This is a genomic window from Paenibacillus sp. 2KB_20, from assembly GCF_052115765.1.
Taxonomy (GTDB): domain Bacteria; phylum Bacillota; class Bacilli; order Paenibacillales; family Paenibacillaceae; genus Paenibacillus_AQ.
Genome location: NZ_JBFRHH010000003.1, coordinates 610,213 through 627,026, shown reverse-complemented (window position 1 = coordinate 627,026; position 16,814 = coordinate 610,213). Strand labels below are relative to the sequence as shown.

Annotated in this window: 15 protein-coding genes; 6 read left to right on the top strand and 9 right to left on the bottom strand. The window is 49.6% G+C overall.

From position 1 onward, the window contains the following. Positions 1-218: 218 nt before the first annotated feature. The 5 genes from AB4124_RS12255 to AB4124_RS12235 form a co-directional block, all read right to left on the bottom strand. A complete protein-coding gene (locus AB4124_RS12255) occupies positions 219-3,473 on the bottom strand; it encodes a carbohydrate-binding protein (RefSeq protein WP_441973029.1) in 3,255 nt (1,084 codons plus the stop codon). An 81-nt stretch (positions 3,474-3,554) separates the two neighbouring features. Then, a complete protein-coding gene (locus tag AB4124_RS12250) occupies positions 3,555-4,892 on the bottom strand; it encodes an ABC transporter substrate-binding protein (RefSeq protein ID WP_441973028.1) in 1,338 nt (445 codons plus the stop codon). 100 nt (positions 4,893-4,992) lie between these two features. Continuing rightward, positions 4,993-5,886 (bottom strand): carbohydrate ABC transporter permease, encoded by an 894-nt coding sequence (locus AB4124_RS12245; protein ID WP_379415822.1) that lies wholly within the window; start codon positions 5,884-5,886, stop codon positions 4,993-4,995. Between the two features lie 14 nt (positions 5,887-5,900). Continuing rightward, positions 5,901-6,791 (bottom strand): carbohydrate ABC transporter permease, encoded by an 891-nt coding sequence (locus AB4124_RS12240; protein WP_339271881.1) that lies wholly within the window; start codon positions 6,789-6,791, stop codon positions 5,901-5,903. Further along, complete coding sequence (locus tag AB4124_RS12235; RefSeq protein ID WP_441973027.1) at positions 6,778-8,109, bottom strand: glycoside hydrolase family 125 protein; 1,332 nt, start codon at positions 8,107-8,109, stop codon at positions 6,778-6,780. Before AB4124_RS12235 ends, AB4124_RS12240 begins: the two co-directional genes overlap by 14 nt. 597 nt (positions 8,110-8,706) lie before the next feature. On the opposite strand from AB4124_RS12235, the gene sigK reads away from it, so the two are divergent. Further along, complete coding sequence (gene sigK / locus AB4124_RS12230; protein ID WP_076320533.1) at positions 8,707-9,408, top strand: RNA polymerase sporulation sigma factor SigK; 702 nt, start codon at positions 8,707-8,709, stop codon at positions 9,406-9,408. A gap of 105 nt (positions 9,409-9,513) precedes the next feature. Here the strand turns inward: sigK and AB4124_RS12225 are convergent, their stop codons facing one another. From AB4124_RS12225 to AB4124_RS12215, 3 genes are all read right to left on the bottom strand, one after another. Further along, positions 9,514-9,786, bottom strand: coding sequence for a hypothetical protein (locus tag AB4124_RS12225; protein WP_076320534.1), 273 nt, complete (start codon positions 9,784-9,786; stop codon positions 9,514-9,516). A 312-nt stretch (positions 9,787-10,098) separates the two neighbouring features. Further along, a complete protein-coding gene (locus AB4124_RS12220) occupies positions 10,099-10,377 on the bottom strand; it encodes a hypothetical protein (RefSeq protein ID WP_441973026.1) in 279 nt (92 codons plus the stop codon). A 167-nt stretch (positions 10,378-10,544) separates the two neighbouring features. Further along, positions 10,545-11,381: a sugar phosphate isomerase/epimerase family protein gene (locus tag AB4124_RS12215; protein ID WP_076320536.1), complete on the bottom strand. Its 837-nt coding sequence runs from the start codon at positions 11,379-11,381 to the stop codon at positions 10,545-10,547. Between the two features lie 297 nt (positions 11,382-11,678). On the opposite strand from AB4124_RS12215, the gene AB4124_RS12210 reads away from it, so the two are divergent. The 5 genes from AB4124_RS12210 to AB4124_RS12190 all read left to right on the top strand — a co-directional run bounded on the left by AB4124_RS12210 (position 11,679) and on the right by AB4124_RS12190 (position 15,557). Beyond that, the gene (locus AB4124_RS12210; protein ID WP_076320537.1) at positions 11,679-12,644 is read left to right on the top strand and encodes an acetylxylan esterase; all 966 of its coding nucleotides are present in this window, start codon (positions 11,679-11,681) and stop codon (positions 12,642-12,644) included. Between the two features lie 285 nt (positions 12,645-12,929). Then, the gene (locus AB4124_RS12205) at positions 12,930-13,304 is read left to right on the top strand and encodes a DUF2294 domain-containing protein (protein ID WP_441973025.1); all 375 of its coding nucleotides are present in this window, start codon (positions 12,930-12,932) and stop codon (positions 13,302-13,304) included. A 528-nt stretch (positions 13,305-13,832) separates the two neighbouring features. Next, a complete protein-coding gene (locus AB4124_RS12200; protein WP_441973040.1) occupies positions 13,833-13,898 on the top strand; it encodes a hypothetical protein in 66 nt (21 codons plus the stop codon). Position 13,899: 1 nt separating this feature from the next. Further along, positions 13,900-14,055 carry a hypothetical protein gene (locus tag AB4124_RS12195; protein WP_441973024.1) on the top strand — a complete coding sequence of 52 codons (156 nt, stop codon included), beginning with the start codon at positions 13,900-13,902 and terminating at the stop codon, positions 14,053-14,055. A gap of 98 nt (positions 14,056-14,153) precedes the next feature. After that, a complete protein-coding gene (locus AB4124_RS12190; RefSeq protein WP_441973023.1) occupies positions 14,154-15,557 on the top strand; it encodes an MFS transporter in 1,404 nt (467 codons plus the stop codon). A 73-nt stretch (positions 15,558-15,630) separates the two neighbouring features. On the opposite strand, the gene AB4124_RS12185 is transcribed toward AB4124_RS12190, so the two are convergent. Next, positions 15,631-16,704: a M42 family metallopeptidase gene (locus AB4124_RS12185; RefSeq protein WP_339271888.1), complete on the bottom strand. Its 1,074-nt coding sequence runs from the start codon at positions 16,702-16,704 to the stop codon at positions 15,631-15,633. Between the last annotated feature and the right edge of the window lie 110 nt (positions 16,705-16,814).

Genomic DNA, 16,814 nt, shown 5'->3' with positions numbered 1-16,814 from the left:
GTAAGCCTGCTGTTTTTCTCGGTTAGAACGCAACATATTTAACACCCTTCCGAACGGTTTATTTACTAATATTATATAATATTAACGCGGTGTCGTGTTGAATTAAATATACAAAAAAATAGCTGTCGAGACTTTCTCGACAGCCTGAGGGACTCCTGAATCATCAGGAGTCCCTTTTTTTATACGTCATTCATGGTCGCCGCTATATCGCTTTATGTTTACTCCAAGCCATCCTGCCAATCTTGGAGCAGAGAGTTCGCATCGGTATTCAATACCGTTTTGGCTTGATCGCTGACGTTGCGTCCCATCGCCTCCTTATTCAGGTGCTTGGTGAAATTCTGCATATGCTTGACGGCATGATCCACTCTTCCCAGATCCAGTTGATGCTGTACCTGGTTAAGAACGTTGATCAGCTGAGGAATAAGCGCTCCGCTTACATCTCCTGAATCTGCGAATCGGGCGATTAATTGTTTCATGGAAGGCACGCTGGTGATGACCCGGAACTGGATTGTTTTCTGAAGTTTGTTACCGGAGCGGTCTTCAGTCGTAACCGTTGCAGTTATGTCGCCCAAATTCCCGGCCAAATCGATGTCGATAGCGTCCTTGGTCAATGGATCCAGCGTATATACTTTATCGCCGATGGTTATTTCGGCTAATTGGATGGCGGAAGTGTCGATAATTTTGAAGCTGAGAGCCATGTAATCCTCCAAAGCATCGCCATCTTCCAAGCTCTTGCCATTAACAGTCAAAGAGAAGGAAGGAGAATCGGTAACCTCGATGGTGACTCCCTGCGATACATTCCCGGACCGATCAATGGACCGGATGAAGAGCGAGTAGTCCTTGCCCGCTTCGATTCCCTGTATCACCGCTGTTTGAATTCCCCGATTTACCTCAATGACGTCGCCGACCTGCTGTCCATTAATCCGCAGCGTAATTTGCACTTTTTGAGCATCGATATCATAAGGACCATCCCAAGAGAGCGTTATGTTTCCTTCACCGCGCTTCACCTGCACGTTCTCTACCTCACCCGGGGCAACGTCATCCTCTTCGGGTATGGTAGGAGGAGCAGGCTCCGTAAATACGGCCGGATCGCCAAAAGTGAATTTATCAAAGTTGTATAACCAGTCTCCACCTTTGAAAGACATGAATACAATGTGTTTTCCCGTTACAGGGGTCGTTACATCCGTCGAGGAAACTTTGAAATTTTGCCAGCCCCCGGTTCCTGAGACGGTGGCTGTTGCAATGACCGGACCGCCCAGACTGTCCAGTCTGACCTCGATCGTCCCGCCAGCCGTGGCGCTGGCTGCGTTGACATGGAATTGGGTAGGGCTTTCGCTGCCAAAATCGACATAATTATACATAGCATAAGGGTTATTTGGACCAAACATCCCGGCTAAGTAAGTTTCCCCGCCGCCGGTTTCTCTGCCGAAACCTACCCCGTTTGTATAGTTTTCAGCTTCCAGCTTCTCGTAAGCATCTCTTGCTTTTCCTTTCATGGTGGTAAAGGTAAACCACTCCAGATTGAGAGGGTAGTCGCTGCCATTCGCTCCCTTGAAAACAAGATATACATCGTGAACGCCTACAGCGAGGGTGTCATCGATATTCGCCATGATATCGACCCAGTTATCCCAGCTTCCCAGCGCCGGAATTTGAACGACACCTGCGGTAGGCCCATCCAGACTGTCTAATTTAACCTCGATCGTGCCGCCTTGATTGCCGCTTGCCACATGCACAGTGATACCAGCCGCGCCAGTTCCGAAATCAATTCCTTCATAAGAGGCATAGGCATTGTGATGGATTGCGTCCAAATATCCAAACTCGGCATGTTTACTAAGTCCTTCGCTGCTGTCGTAATTTCCGGCCTTAAGCTTGGCATAGGCGTCGGTTTCCGTCGGGTCCGTCGTTGTGAATTTAACCCAGTTCAAATTGAATAAATAATCGTCGTTCGTCTTGGTGAAGACAAGATACACATCATGGACGCCGGTTATGGTGGTTGGCGCTCCCTGGTCATCTTTAAGGAGGGTGACGGCATCGATATATTGATTCCAGTCGCCCGTTCCCTCTACGTTCAAGGTCCCGACTTTGGGGCCATCCTTGGAATCAAGCCGGATCTCGATTTGACCTCCGCCCGTTCCGCTGGACGCTCTGGCAATGAACCCGATCGCACCGTCTGATCCGAAATCCACATTTTTGTAAGCGGCATAAGAGCCATGCTGTATTCCGCCTAATTGCAGCGAACCTTCGAACGCGCCTTCCAGAACGAAACCGGACCCGATATTGTAGCGTTCCGCTTCGATTTTATCGAAGGGGTTTTTAACGCCATAACGAATCTCCGCTTCCATCGGTTTGATACCGTTTAAAGCTTGAACGGCTGCGGCCGAGGACCAGGATTCATAGGTTCCGGACAGCAGTTGTCCCGCCCAGTTTCCATCCACGATATGATCCGGATTGCGGTGGCTCCAGGCCATTTCGACATTGAATGCAAGCCATTCGTCGAATTCAGCACTGAATTCGGGGTGCTGGCCGGTTTCATCCAGTGTCTTTTGCAGATGGGCCAGGTTGCGCATCAGGATCGTTTTGCCGCCTTTCAGATCCCCGTTGGGGCCTTCATAATTCAACACCCCGTTCGAATCCACCAGATGGTTTTTGGTGAATTTAGCGGCTTTGACCGCGTCATCGAGGTAAACGGCATTTCCGGTCGCTTTATACAATCCGACGGCCGACCCAATGTATGTACCCTGGTTGTAGTGAGTGGCATCCGGAACCGCGCCATGTTCGATTTCGATGCGGTCGAACACTTTTCCGTTTCCGTCCGTAAGCATCGTTTTGCCCCATCTGAATATTTTGGTTGCCGCGTTTAGATAATGCTCATCTTTCGTAATATCGTAAAGATAAAGTGCAGCTTCCGCTGCCGGGAAATTAATGCACGCATTCTTGGTATTATGGTCGCTGTTCAGCCACCAAATGCCGCCGCTCGCGAACTCTTCATCCCACTGTGTATCGTATACAAAATCGAAATGATCCTTTGCGGCCTCTAAATATCTTGGATTTCCGGTGATTTGATGGGCTCTGGCGCTTCCCATCGCCCACCACATAATATCGTCATTGAAGGGATTATTCGTCCAATCTTGGCCGTACTTGGCGACGGTGCCGTCATATACATCGTCGATCTGCGTTTTAAGCTCGGCTTTCAAGGCAGGATCGGATGTATGCTGATATGCATCCATGACCAATTCCCACAGCTCTGCCTCCACCCAGAAGTCTTGATGCTTTTCGCGCTTCGAGTCCTTCCAGAACATCTTGGCGTTCGGATCCCAGAATGTATCGTTAAATGCTCTCATCGCGGTATCCCCATCCGATGCGGTATAGGCGTAGGCTTTGGACGTTCCGAAGCCGGGCATGGAGCCGAGCATGAGCGCGATAGCCAGAGGCACCGCCAGAAACTTGAAAAGTTGACCTGATCTGAGTGACATGAATGTTCCTCCTTTATTTTCAAATCGAAGCCGATCCTTTCCATTCACGATCGGCTTCATAAGTTTAGCGATACCCGGGTACTACTTGCCGGTCGTAATCACTTTGTTGATTTTTTCGGCCATCACATCCAGTTCGGTGATCGGGGCTTTGCCCATCAGAATGTTTTTCCATGATGCTTCAATAAACGGGTACGCTTTGCCAGCCCATGTCGACAGGAAACGAACCGGCTGCGTATTCTGGGATTTCAGGATATGATCAAGTCCTTCGCCCACTTCAGGATGTCCGGCCGTTTTCAGCGCTTCGTAATAAGCTGCGGAAGAAGCTTGATAGGCTGCGGGAGCCACCGGGGTTGAAGGGAGGACTTCCTCGTACATTTTGGAATCCAGGTACTTGAGCACTTTCCATACGGCTTCCGGATTTTTGAGCGTTGCCGGACTGGACCAGCCGACAGCATCATAAATCTCGGTCTGGCTGTTTACCACCGGCATCGGCACGTAACCCCACTCCAATTCCTTCGGAGCCGTACGGATCAAGTCATCGGCTACCCATTGCCCCTGCAGGGTCATCGGGACTTTACCTTGCTTGAACGAACTCATGGCATTCGTTAAGTCAAAGGTAGGGGGATTCATGTAACCGTTTGCAATGGCGGATTTATATTTTTCGACTCCCTCTCTGAACGGGTCACTGATTTCCACCTTCGTTGGATTAATGATGGCATCAGCGAAGGGAGCGCCGCTTGCGGATACCGAATAGAGAGAGACGTGGAAGGGGTCAAGGGGAGCGTAATAACCAAATTGCTGCACGCCGCCCTGATTGCTCGAAAGTTTTTCCATCGCCGTGAAGAATTCATCATAGGTCCAGCCAATCTTCGGTTCCGGAAGGCCTGCATCCTGGAATGATTTTTTATTGTAAAAAATGGCGTATGTGTTCAAGAGGCCCGGCAATCCGACCAACTTGCCTTCATAGTACCAGCTGTCTACCACGCCGTCGTAAAAGCCCTCCATGAACGCTTTGTCCTGTGTTGCAAGCTCCGTCCAGTCATAGAGAAGTCCTTTGCCGGCATTATCGAGCAGCATGTCGTTGCCGGTCATGAAGATGTCGGGTGCTTTCTTCGCCGTGATCATTCCGTTAATCTTGACACCGTAATTGTCCAATGGTGTAGGGATGAGTTTCACTTTGATGTCGGGGTTTTCCTCTTCGAATTTTTTCATGGAAGTCATAATTTTTTCGTTCATGGCCGCCGACTCCCAAGTAATCATCGTGACTTCGACGGGTTTCTTGGACCCGGCGTTATCCTCTCCGGATGGCGTGTTCCCAGGGCTCGCCGAACCGGAGCCTCCGCCGCAAGCGGCTAGCAAACTTGAAAATAACAGTAAAGTGATGATTCCACTGGCCCACCTTCTAACACCCTGTCTCATTGAAAGACCTCCCCAATGGTAAATTTAATGAACTGAACATCACATGGTTTTTACTTCAGTCAAGTTAGGATCGGCATCACCTCCCATACGGTTGGAAGCTTTACTTTAAACCCGCGGAATTCATGGAGCCAAGCCCTTGCATAAAAAACTTCTGGCCAAAGAAGAAGAGCAGCAGCATCGGCAGGATATAAATTAAATCCGCGGCCATAAACAGATTCCAGGCTGTCGCATAGGTGCCCGTATAGGTTGCCATCGCCAGTGACAGCGTCCATTTGCTTGGGTCGATAATATAGAGCAGAGGTTCCAAATATTGATTCCATGCCCCTTGGAACGCAAAGATCACCATGGTCATGATGACCGGCATGGACATAGGCACCAGTACCTTGAGCAGCACATAAAGGTCCGATGCCCCGTCTATTTTGGCAGCCTCATCAAATGAAACGGAGATCGTTCTTATATACTGGACAAACAGGAACGAGAACGTGGCGTTTCCAAAAAAGGCGGGCACGATGATCGGCAGCCAGGAATCGTACCATCCGATACTGGTGTACAGGTTAAACATAGGGATCATGCCGACAAATCCGGGAAGCATAAGGCTCCCTACAAAAAGCGAGAACCACAGCTTTCGTCCCGGGAACTTTAGCCGTGCCAGCCCGTAGCCCACTAGAACTGAGCTTATAATCTGCCCGATCGTGCAGGTAATCGCGATAAACAGGGAGTTGCCAAACGTTTGCCAAAAGTTGATTTCCTTCGTACCGGTTACAAAATTGGACCAATGAAACTCCCGCGGAAACCATTCGGGCGGAATTTTGAACACGTCATTGTTGCTCTTCAGCGCAATGGTAACCATCCACAAGAGGGGGAACAGCATCGCAATGGCGCCGATAGCCAATAGGACAAAACGAAAGGCATCAATCCAATTAAACCGTACTCTTCGCTTAACGCGTATGTCCGCTGCATTCAGATTTCCTTTGGGCCGTACTTCCGTTTGCATCACTTCTTACCCCCTTATTTGTCGCTTTCGTAATAAACGAACCGGTTGGAGTACCGGTAAGAAATTACGGTAAAGATCATGATGATGACGAACAGTACCCACACTTCTGCGATGGCATAACCAAACATTCTTCCATTGAAGGCGTCGGTATAGATTTTGTAATTCAGCAGGGAGGTGGAAAAGTTCGGGCCGCCTCCGGTCAGCACCTGAACCTGGTTAAACGCCTGGAATGCGCCGATGATGCCGAGTATAAGCTGCAGGAACAGGATCGGGGTGATCATGGGCAGCGTAATGTTAAGCGACATCCGCCACCTGGAGGCGCCATCGACTTCCGCAGCTTCATACATTTCCTGGGGAACCGACTGCAGACCGCTCAGAAAAATGATGACACTGGATCCGACCTGCCATAAACCGATTAACACGATCGATGGAAGCGCTGTCGTTTCACTGGTCAACCAAGTGCCCGGTGGCAGTCCGAACTCTCTTAGCAGTGAATTTGCCAGACCGTATTGCGGCTCATAAATAAATTGCCACAACGTGAGCGTGGCGATGGAGGGAACGACAACGGGAAGATAAAAGATCGTACGGAACCATTTGATGCCTGCCAAGTTTTTGTTCAGCATCATGGCCAATAACAAGCCTAGAATCAGTGATAAAGGAACACTCAACATAACGAAGTAAAACGTTGCCCGGATCGAAGGCCAAAAAGCCGGATCCTCGGTGAACAGGTATCTAAAGTTCTCAAAGCCGACAAAACGGGGAGAATCGTAGCCGCTCCATTCTGTCATGGCGTAATACATGGAGGACAACAGGGGGTAGGCGACAAAAATGCTGAAGCCGATAATGGACGGTAAAATGAACAGATATCCGATGACCCAGCCGCGAAGCTTCCTAGTGGTTCCCATGGTGATTCCGATGACCTCCTCCGGTATCATTCGCTTTGACTCGAATGCCGCAGTAATCCATAATCAGCTCGCAAAACATCATGTTAGCCCAGGAAAACCATGGGCGGGTATACCGGGCAGGGTCGTCTACCAGAAATCCTTCATGCATCATGCCGGTGCCTGCATCGGTATCGGCCATTAGCCGCAGCAGTCGAAGTTTCTCTTCCCGATCCGTGGTCGTCAAGCCTTGAATCGCCAGCGCAATCGGCCATATATAACGATCCGGCGTGTGGGGGCTACCGACGCCTGCGGCGGCAGTGCCTTGATAATAGTACGGATTGGCGTGGCTCAGCACGAACCTACGGGTATTCTGGTAGACCGGGTCATCAGCGCTTGTATAACCCAAATACGGAATGGACAAAAGGCTGGGGACGTTGGCGTCATCCATCAGCAGATGGTTTCCCATCCCGTCTGTTTCATAGGCATATATTTTGCCATATTCGGGATGATCGAGAACGCCGTACGACTCAATGCCATGACGGATCTCAGCGGCAAGTTTCTCCGCCTCCGTTTCCAACTCGGAATCGCGCAGGACATCACGGCAAATCTTCGCCAGATAACCGAGCACAACGACGGCGAACATATTGGACGGAATGAGGTATCCGTAGACGCAGGCGTCGTCGCTCGGGCGGAAGCCGGACCAGGTCATTCCTGTGTAAGCCACTTCAGCCCCTTTTCCACCGCGCGGCAGCGTGTCGCTTGGAGGACAATCGAAGCGTTCGAAGTAATACGGCGAATCGGTTTCGTGATGCTGCTCGGTTCGCCAGATGTCCAGAATGACCCTGGCAGCTGAATGGAACTTGTGATCCAAATGCGAGGTCCTACCGGTTTCTTTCCATAACAAGTAAGCAAGCTGAAGGGGATAGCATAACGAATCGATCTCATATTTGCGCTCCCATAGCCATGGATTCATGGCGGTGCGGTCGTTCTGATGGCCTTGACCAGAAGGCGAATCATTGAATGCATTGGCGTATGGATCGAGCAGGATGAATGCCGTTTGTCTGCGTACGAGTCCCTCGATCAAATCGGCCAGCTTGTCGTCGTGGCCCGCTGGAACGAGGAAGGGCCGGATTTGCGCAGCCGAATCCCTAAGCCACATGGCTGGAATATCGCCGGTAATGACAAAGATGGTACCGTCGGGCTGTCGTTTAATGGTCGAACTCAGCGTGTTGTCCAGCATGCTCCTGAACATATGTCCGAGCTTCGGATAAGCTGAGGTGCCTTCGGTTATCGTGCGGTTCAAATCATGCAATACAGAAAAATAGTCCAATGTGTACATGGTAAGCTTCTCCCTTCCATTCTTCAGGGTGTTAATGGTTTTGTTAGGTCATTATATAAAACGCTTACATTTAATATAATTACATACCAATTTAATGTCAATATATTATATTAATAAAAATTATGGCTGTTATATTGTGTTGGTGTAATGAATGGCGTGTCGATCATTCTGTGGTCCGTCGTTTTTATATTTGCCAAAGATGCTGTCTCTCGTTATGGGGCCAGATATGTTGGATCTTGAATGATTGATTTGAGCAAAAAAGCTTGTCCTAGTTTAGGAATATACCGTTGCGACAACGCAATTTATCACTTATTACAGCTTGTATTTATAACATGATATATTGGTATGTGGTGAAAGAATGGCCTTGAGTTGCGGTTGTCCATTGCTTAGTTGAGGAACCACTAAAATATCAAATGGTGTATCATTGCGGGCCGTCTTTTATGAATGGTCGGACAGATATCGGGAATTTAACGTTTTTACGAATCACTTTCCCACGTACAGGCACTTCTGGGCCGTTGCCTACATAGAATGAGAAGACCGAGAGACCGAGCGCGATAAGGGCCGGTTGCATTGTAACTTCGCAGGAGGTGTCCTAAAGTGCCTGGATTGTTTACCGCAATTGCTTTGTTCATAAAAGAGTTGACCCTGCTCGTTTCGTACGTGAAAAACAACGCGTTTCCCCAGCCTCTGACCGAGGAAGAGGAAGCTAAACATCTGAAGCAAATGGCCGAAGGCGATCCTCAATCGCGTAATAAACTAATTGAGCATAATCTTCGGCTGGTTGCGCACATTGTCAAAAAGTTCGATAACACCGGCGAGGATTTGGAAGATTTGATTTCCATCGGGACGATAGGACTCATCAAGGCGATTGAAAGCTTCAGGCCGAATAAAGGCACGAAGCTGGCGACATTTGCTGCCCGTTGTATAGAAAATGAGATACTGATGCATCTTCGTTCCTTGAAGAAGACACGAAAAGACGTATCCCTCCATGATCCGATTGGAACGGACAAAGAGGGGAATGAAATTACATTAATTGACATTTTAGGAACGGAAGCGGATGATATCGTGGATGCCGTGCAGTTAAAGATTGAGAAGAGCAAGATCTACCGGAACCTCGATATATTGGACGACCGGGAGAAGGAAGTTGTTATTGGTCGTTTTGGACTGGAAGCTGGCGGAGAAGAACGAACGCAGCGTGAGATCGCCAAGGAACTCGGCATATCGCGCAGCTATGTATCGCGGATAGAGAAGCGGGCGCTGATGAAGCTGTATCATGAGTTTTACAAGCAGAAACGTTAGGAAGAAAACTGAAACTGTGTCAACCACTGATGACCGAAACGGGAATGTCGATATAGAGCCACTAAAGCCACTTCCTGTGATGGAAGTGGCTTTCGCTCGCTTGATTTATGTAGTGTTCAGCTCGCTCGGCTTGTTGAGTGCACGCAACCCAAACCGCATAGGACTCTCGAATTTATACTGCTGCCATTGCAGCACGCGGCGAATGGCCATCGGCGCTATGATGCTGCCAATCATGCCGAGCAGATCGGATTGAAGTGCTTTTTGAGCGATGATGAAACCGCAAGACCCGCCGATAAATTCAATGGACATGTAGCGCTTTACGCTGGATAACGTGACAACATAAATCACGAATTTATCCTGCTCCTTGATGATGGGCATGATGTACTCCCCCCACTCCTTCACGTCTCTGTAATTACGGACAACGGATTTCTACCTTTCTTGGAATCGTACGACTCTCTCGCAAGAAAACCTCCGCTAAAAGCGGTCTGTCTTCTGAGTACTACGGCGTTAGACGTTTTTCATATGCCATCTTATGTATTTTTATAGGCTATTATGCTTTCCGAGCGTGGATACAAGCCCTGTTACGACAAAAACCAACCGTCTTGGCCATAGAAAAACTGCACCTCCAAATGTTAGATGGTGTCTAACAAGTGGGGTGCAGTTCACGATGGTTGGTTTTTTAGTTCGGCTCTACTCAGGTTTCCTTTGTCCCGGGTCTGCTTGAATGCTCTCGTCTTCACCGGGATACTCCCGTTCGATGCCCATGTGCAGGTTGCGATCCTCATAATCAAACCGATTCGGAGGCCGCTGATCCATGCGCCATGGGGTGCTCTTGCCAAGGGAATCGCTGCGGAGATCGGAACCGTAAGGTCCCTCGGGAAATTCCTCGGCCACCAGATCGTTCTGCTGTGACTCAACGGTGGATAGGTCCGTAAAGTTATCCCTTTCTTCCTTCTCAAATCCGTTCATTCCTGAGACCTCCCAAAAAGGTACTTAAGCTACCGTTCCAGTGTTCCCTGAACAGATGGAATCATTCCGTTATGTGACGTGGCTTCCCCACCGCGTGACATGGAGAGTTTGCCGGTCCTGAGTATCTGCCAGTCAGTTAACCGCTCTCAGCATGCATGGAACCTCTACTATAATCCTGCAGCACCGAATACGCTGTCAAAGGCTCGCCGTGATTTAGCGATCAATTCCTCAGGAGTCCCGGTCGGCGTGGAAGGTGTCAATACTTCTTGTGTAACTGGGCCTGCATAGCCGATATCGTTCAGAGCCTGAAGGAACCCTGGAAGATTAATTACGCCTTCACCCGGATAAAGCCGATCATTATCGAGAACATCCCTCACGGGTATGTCCTTGGCATCGTTAATGTGGACATGAATGATTTGTTCGGCGCGCAGCTGCCGGATATCCGCGACCGTCATCTCATTGGTGTACCAGTGATAGGCATCATATAGCAGCCCGACATTCGGTTCCCCGATGGCATCGATCCAATCCAAAGTCTCTTGTACTGTCCAGATAAACGGGTTCTTCCATTGGGTGCGCAGATGATGCGGGCCTACGAACTCCAGGGCTAATCGAATTCCATATGCCCCCAAAATGTTGGCGCAAGCCCGCAGCCTTGTGGTGGCCAGAGCCATGAAATGAGCTGCGGGTGCATCGGTGGAAGGAAGAATGTATGTACAGCAGCGAGTGCAGCCGAGGGCCTTGGCAGCTGCCGCTGCAGCCGGCAGTTTCTCGAGTCCGCTTAGGAACTGCTCGTCCGATCCTCTCCATTCCACGGGAAGACCGATTGCCCCAACTTCCAGTTGGCGGGATTGCAGCATATCGGCTGCCGCTCCCACGCCTAGGCGATCTACAAGACCTTTGGCATCGATATCGACGCATTGGAAATCATATTTGGCCGCGAGTTCGATAAACTGTAAATCGCTTTCAAGTTTTCCGAGTCCTGCGCTTGTTAAACCTTGCAGCATATTCATCGTCTCCATTCGCTATGAGATGTCGTATTGCTAGAGGCGGGTGTTTTATATCAACCCTTTGGTTTTTCATAGTTTCTATTATGATATGTTCCACTCTATAAATCTATGATCGCTTATTATTTTTTTAGAGAAAGATAACGATTGGAGCTGCGGCCTAATCGTTAATATGAAAGGGATTTGTAATAAAGCGGCATGAATTCTACTCTTTCGAAGGGGATTACGGACGTTATGCCGAAATAACCATGTTACACGAACGTTCATTATACTCGCGAAAAGGAGATTTAACTCAGAATGAATACCATTGAGCTGCGTAAAAAAGAGCTTGGCAACTTGTATCCGGAACCCACAATCAACGAGGAGGTTTTGAATCAATTTTGGGAGGAAGTGTTGAGGGCGTATAACCAAAAGCCGCTTCACATCGTTAGTCTACTGGAAGCGACGCCATATCCTCATATGGAAGTATCCAAGGTCACCTATCATGGTTATGATGATACGCCCATCCATGCTTGGTATATAGCTCCAGCTAAACATTCTTCAGACGAAAAAAACCGACCGTGTATCGTAACCTTTCCGGGTTATTCGGGAGACCGTGGATTTCCAGAGCGGTATGCTCACTGGCTAATGCTGGGTTATGCGGTGTTTGCCGTGGATGTCAGGGGACAGGGCGGGGAGACGGGGAATCTGCTGCCGCTGGATAGCGGCGTGGTTAAGGGCTGGGTGACGCAGGGGATTACGGATATTCGTCGCTCCTATTACATGGCAGTTGTTATGGATGCTGTGCGAGCGGTGGATGCTGCATCGCAGCAGCCAGGAGTGGATCCGAAAAAAATTGCCGTGGTTGGCGGCAGTCAGGGTGGCGGACTGTCTCTGCTTGCAGGGGCCTTGAATCCGAAGGTTGCGGCCATTGTGGCCGACATTCCCAACATGTGCAGGATGGATTACGGGATTCTGCATTCGGTCAGCTCGCTGAACGAAATCGCCCAATACATCAAGCGCTACCCGGAGCAATTGGATCAAATCCTGGAGCATCTCTCGTATTTTGACATGCTGAATCTGGCGCCGCGAATCCAGGTGCCGGTCATGGTATCCGTCGGCTGGAAGGATACGGTCTGCATGCCTGAAACCATATATGCAGCATACAACCGAATGAAATCGGCAAAAGAAATAAGAGACTATCCGTTCTCCGGCCATGAAGTCAATGAGCACCAGAAGCGGGAGGGCGTCTTGTTCTTGGAACGGATTTTTAACGGGGAATAGAACAAGGTGATAGATTTAGGGCGTGGGCACGGGGCCCGACGCTCGCTCAGGATTACTCTTTATTTAGGAAGAGGGCAGAAGTAAACGGAACCACACTCAAAAAAATGTTATGTTAATGTTATATAAACTAACACCGATTAAGTGTTTGTTATCTTTTTTGACGTAAATGTATTGACAACTACCCGAAATCACCTATAATTATACCCAAGGACAGAAAAACTCGATAAACACCCTATACCTACCCCGGTAAATGTGATATTAATTCACACAAATGGATGTTGAACCATGATGACAGCAGGCGAACTCAAACAGGATCTTTTGAGGGTTTACAACGCGATAAATAAGAAAATATTTAACGTGGGTGTAAAGCAGCAAAAAGTCGATTTCGTTGGCAACAAAATCATCATTGTATCGAGAAATAGTAGAGTCCCCGTCCTCAAACTGCTGGATGAGAATTACCCCCTCTCTACCCGGCAGTTGGACCACCTTTTATTCCAGGTGTTCAAGCAGGAGATTAAAGCTTCCCTGGAACAGCAGTTTCAATTTAAAATCATCTCCATTCTTAAAGACTATGATGCAGAGACCGAGTTTTCCGGTACCATCGTGTTTTTGGAGAAAGATGTAGAAGCATATCTGAACGACATGCCGGAACTCTTGTAGTAAGGGTTCAAAAAGTCAGGTTTTCAGCACCGAAGCTTATGCTTCCGATGTGCGTTTTTTCAAAACGCTTTAGTTGGATGAAGCTAGGGACTGAGGAGCGGAGCGTAGGCAAAACCTACGTGAGCACCGGAAGGCCCGGCTGAATTCAAGATTCGATGTCGATTAAGCTTCATGTGCTGCTACGTGATCAAAAGATGACTTTTTGAACAACCTCGAGTAGAGAGCGGGCCGATCGTCAGTTTGGTACCAAGGCACATACATGTGTGCGACTTGGGGCTGGACTGGCGATTTTTTGTTACATCCGCTTTTGAAAATACATGTTTGATGTATCATGAAATCAAAAAAGAGGAGGAAGGGGCATGACTCACAAAATTGAAATTTCTGGCGTCAGCAAATGGTTCCGCAGAAACGGGGAAGAGATTGCGGTCATGCGGGAGACAAGCTTGGCGATCGAGGAGGGATCGAGACCCTGATCATGACGGGAGCAGCACCAATGTATGCGTGGAATCAACGGCCCGCGACGGGTTTATGCTGGATTATTATATCGTGCTTGTAGCGGATGCTTGCGCATCGTATTCGCAAGCGGGCTCATGACATGACGCTTGAGAATATTGAAGGCTATTTCGGGAAAGTTAGTGAAGTGGCGCAGATTATCGATATTTGGATGGATCAAATGCCTGAGGAACGGCTGCGGTCGATGTCGACCGCTCAGCCGGGGTCGATGTCGACCGCTCAGCCGGCTATCGGCTAGCTTGTCAGAACGTGGTTCAACCAGGGGAAGCTCTCCGCATGCGGGGGCTTTTTCTATGAACGGCACAGAAATTAATGAATAAAGCGGGTGAGTCCTGCATGAATAACAAATCAAGGATGATCGTCCAATATACCATTTGTTTAGGGGCATTTCTGTCCAATCTGTCGGCTGGCATGTTCAACATTGCGCTTGTTGATATAGCCAGAACATTCGATTCCACCATCCCTACGGCACAGTGGATTGTCACCGCCTATTTGCTCGTCATCTCCATACTACTTCCGGTCATGGGAAAGCTGGGGGATATGCTGGGCAGGCGGAAAATCCACAATATCGGCTATTTTGTGTTTATGGCAGGGGCGCTCTGCTGCGCCTTGTCACCTTCATTAAACGGACTGATATCTTCGCGAATTCTGCAAGGCGTAGGAGCGGCCATGTATCAAGCCACCAATATGGCGCTGATCGTCTCGGTATTTCCGAAGGAGCAGCGAGGTAAAGCGCTCGGGCTCATCAGCACGTTTGTCGCTGCAGGCTCGATGGTCGGACCGAGCCTTGGCGGAATACTGATTCAGTGGTTTTCGTGGCGGAGCAATTTCTGGCTGCTGACGGCCATTTCTCTTATTGCATGGTTGTTCGCTCAGCGATTCATTCCGAAGGACGAACCGGAAAAAGGCGTAAGCCGATTGGATGTGCCGGGGGCTGCCTTGTTTGCGATATCCCTAACCGGACTGGTTACGGCCGTGAATATGGGGGCTCAGTGGGGTTGGGGTTCCTGGCAAGTTACGCTGTTGTTCATCGTATTCGGAGCGGGAGCTGCTGCATTCATCAAGTGGTGTCTATCTTCGCGGTGGGAACGAGGAGGGAAGGGGAAACTCCCGTTTATGAAGGTGGATCTGTTTCGGGATGCAGGCGTTAGCGTGGGAATCATCATCACCATCATTACCTATATGGCGGCTTTCTCCGCTCAGCTTGTGCTGCCCGTGTTTTTGCTGAGCGAGCTGGGCGTTGAACCTGCCACGGCAGGGCTGATCATGATGGGATATCCGTTGTCGCTGATCATATTCTCGCCACTGAGCGGGAGCCTGTCGGACAAGTTGGGGACATTTCCGTTATTGTCAGCCGGGCTGCTACTCATGACAGCAGCGTTAATTGTGCTTGGTTTTGTATCGCCGGCATATCCGATCTTCTTCCTGATTCTGCTTATCGTCCTGCTCGGCGGTTCCATGGGCATCATTACGCCGCCGAACAATTCCCTCGTGATGGGCAGGACATCCAAAACGGACCTCGGCCTGATCAGCAGCATTTTGGCACTGTCACGAAATCTGGGGATGATGTTTGGTACGGCGGCGGGGGGTGTCATGCTGGCGCTCCCGAGCCAATTGGCAGGGGGGCTTTTAGGATTTCGCATGATATTTGTGCTGAATACGGTTCTGGTTGTTATTGTCTATTTAACGATGATCCTATCCTTTCGGTTCGCACGACATAAGGAGACATTATCTTCATAGGAATTAGCCGAAAAAAAGGGTATCCTACGGTCTTTTTGAGACCTGCAGGGTACCCTTTTCCTTCCTTATTAGCTTACGCCCGGTCCAGAATCGTCTGGAGTGTCGTGCGATCCAAACCTTTTACGAGCTTGATCAGAAGTTCTTTAGCAGCTTCATAGTCGTCCGTGTGGATGATGGACGAAGATGTGTGAATATAGCGGGAGCAAATCCCGATGATGGTGGACGGAACGCCGATGCCGCTAAGATGCACTTGGCCTGCGTCCGTGCCGCCCGGTGAGACAAAGTATTGGTATTTGATTTTGTTGGTCTCCGCCGTATCTTGAACGTATTCTACCATTCCGCGGTGAGTCAGCATCGTCGGATCGAAGATGCGAAGCAGTGCGCCTTGACCCAATTGGCCGAACTGGCTCTTGTCCCCCATCATGTCGTTCGCCGCGCTGGCATCCAATCCGAAGAAAATATCCGGTTGAATCAGGTTGGCCGAAGTACGTGCTCCACGCAGTCCGAGCTCTTCCTGGACGGTTGCACCGGCGTAAACGGTGTTAGGCAGCTTCTCGCCATGGAGCGCCTGGACTAGCTCGATCGCCAGGCCGACGCCATAGCGGTTATCCCATGCTTTGGCCATGATTTTTTTCGGATTGGCGAGCGGCGTAAATTCACAGATCGGAACCACCTGCAATCCGGGACGAATGCCGAACGCTTCGGCTTCCGCCTTGTTGTCGGCACCGATATCGATATACATGGTCTTGATGTCGACCGGCTTGCTGCGCTGCGCTTCATCCAGCAGGTGTGTAGGGATGGAGCCGACAACCCCGACGACAGGACCGTTGTCTGTAATAATTTGCAGGCGCTGAGCAAGCACGGCCTGACTCCACCAGCCGCCGAGCGGCTGGAAACGGACCATACCCGCTTCGGTAATGCCGGTTACCATGAATCCGACTTCATCCATGTGACCGGCCACCATGACTTTTGGACCTTCATCGTTACCGCGAAGAACGGCGAACAGACTGCCCAGCCGATCCTGCACGAACTCATCTGTATATGGAGAGAGGGTATTCTTCAACCAGGAACGAAGTTCCCTCTCAAAGCCCGGTGCAGCCGGGAATTCCGTCAAAGTACGAAATAATTCCAGTGTTGATTCATTCATTACGAAATCGCTCCTTTAGAAAAGGTATGTAAGAGTTTTTCCTTTTCTAGTATGCCCCTATATATCTGAAAAGTCTACAAACCCGTGCCGCTAAGGCTACGTGATTTAAA

Coding starts and splice junctions, on each gene's coding strand:
- AB4124_RS12250 (WP_441973028.1), bottom strand. CDS start 4,892: ATGAGACAGGGTGTTAGAAGGTGGGCCAGTGGAATCATCACTTTACTG.
- AB4124_RS12185 (WP_339271888.1), bottom strand. CDS start 16,704: ATGAATGAATCAACACTGGAATTATTTCGTACTTTGACGGAATTCCCG.
- AB4124_RS12220 (WP_441973026.1), bottom strand. CDS start 10,377: ATGAACGGATTTGAGAAGGAAGAAAGGGATAACTTTACGGACCTATCC.
- AB4124_RS12215 (WP_076320536.1), bottom strand. CDS start 11,381: ATGCTGCAAGGTTTAACAAGCGCAGGACTCGGAAAACTTGAAAGCGAT.
- AB4124_RS12190 (WP_441973023.1), top strand. CDS start 14,154: ATGAATAACAAATCAAGGATGATCGTCCAATATACCATTTGTTTAGGG.
- AB4124_RS12195 (WP_441973024.1), top strand. CDS start 13,900: ATGACGCTTGAGAATATTGAAGGCTATTTCGGGAAAGTTAGTGAAGTG.
- AB4124_RS12205 (WP_441973025.1), top strand. CDS start 12,930: ATGATGACAGCAGGCGAACTCAAACAGGATCTTTTGAGGGTTTACAAC.
- AB4124_RS12240 (WP_339271881.1), bottom strand. CDS start 6,791: ATGGGAACCACTAGGAAGCTTCGCGGCTGGGTCATCGGATATCTGTTC.
- AB4124_RS12245 (WP_379415822.1), bottom strand. CDS start 5,886: ATGCAAACGGAAGTACGGCCCAAAGGAAATCTGAATGCAGCGGACATA.
- AB4124_RS12210 (WP_076320537.1), top strand. CDS start 11,679: ATGAATACCATTGAGCTGCGTAAAAAAGAGCTTGGCAACTTGTATCCG.
- AB4124_RS12225 (WP_076320534.1), bottom strand. CDS start 9,786: ATGCCCATCATCAAGGAGCAGGATAAATTCGTGATTTATGTTGTCACG.
- AB4124_RS12235 (WP_441973027.1), bottom strand. CDS start 8,109: ATGTACACATTGGACTATTTTTCTGTATTGCATGATTTGAACCGCACG.
- AB4124_RS12255 (WP_441973029.1), bottom strand. CDS start 3,473: ATGTCACTCAGATCAGGTCAACTTTTCAAGTTTCTGGCGGTGCCTCTG.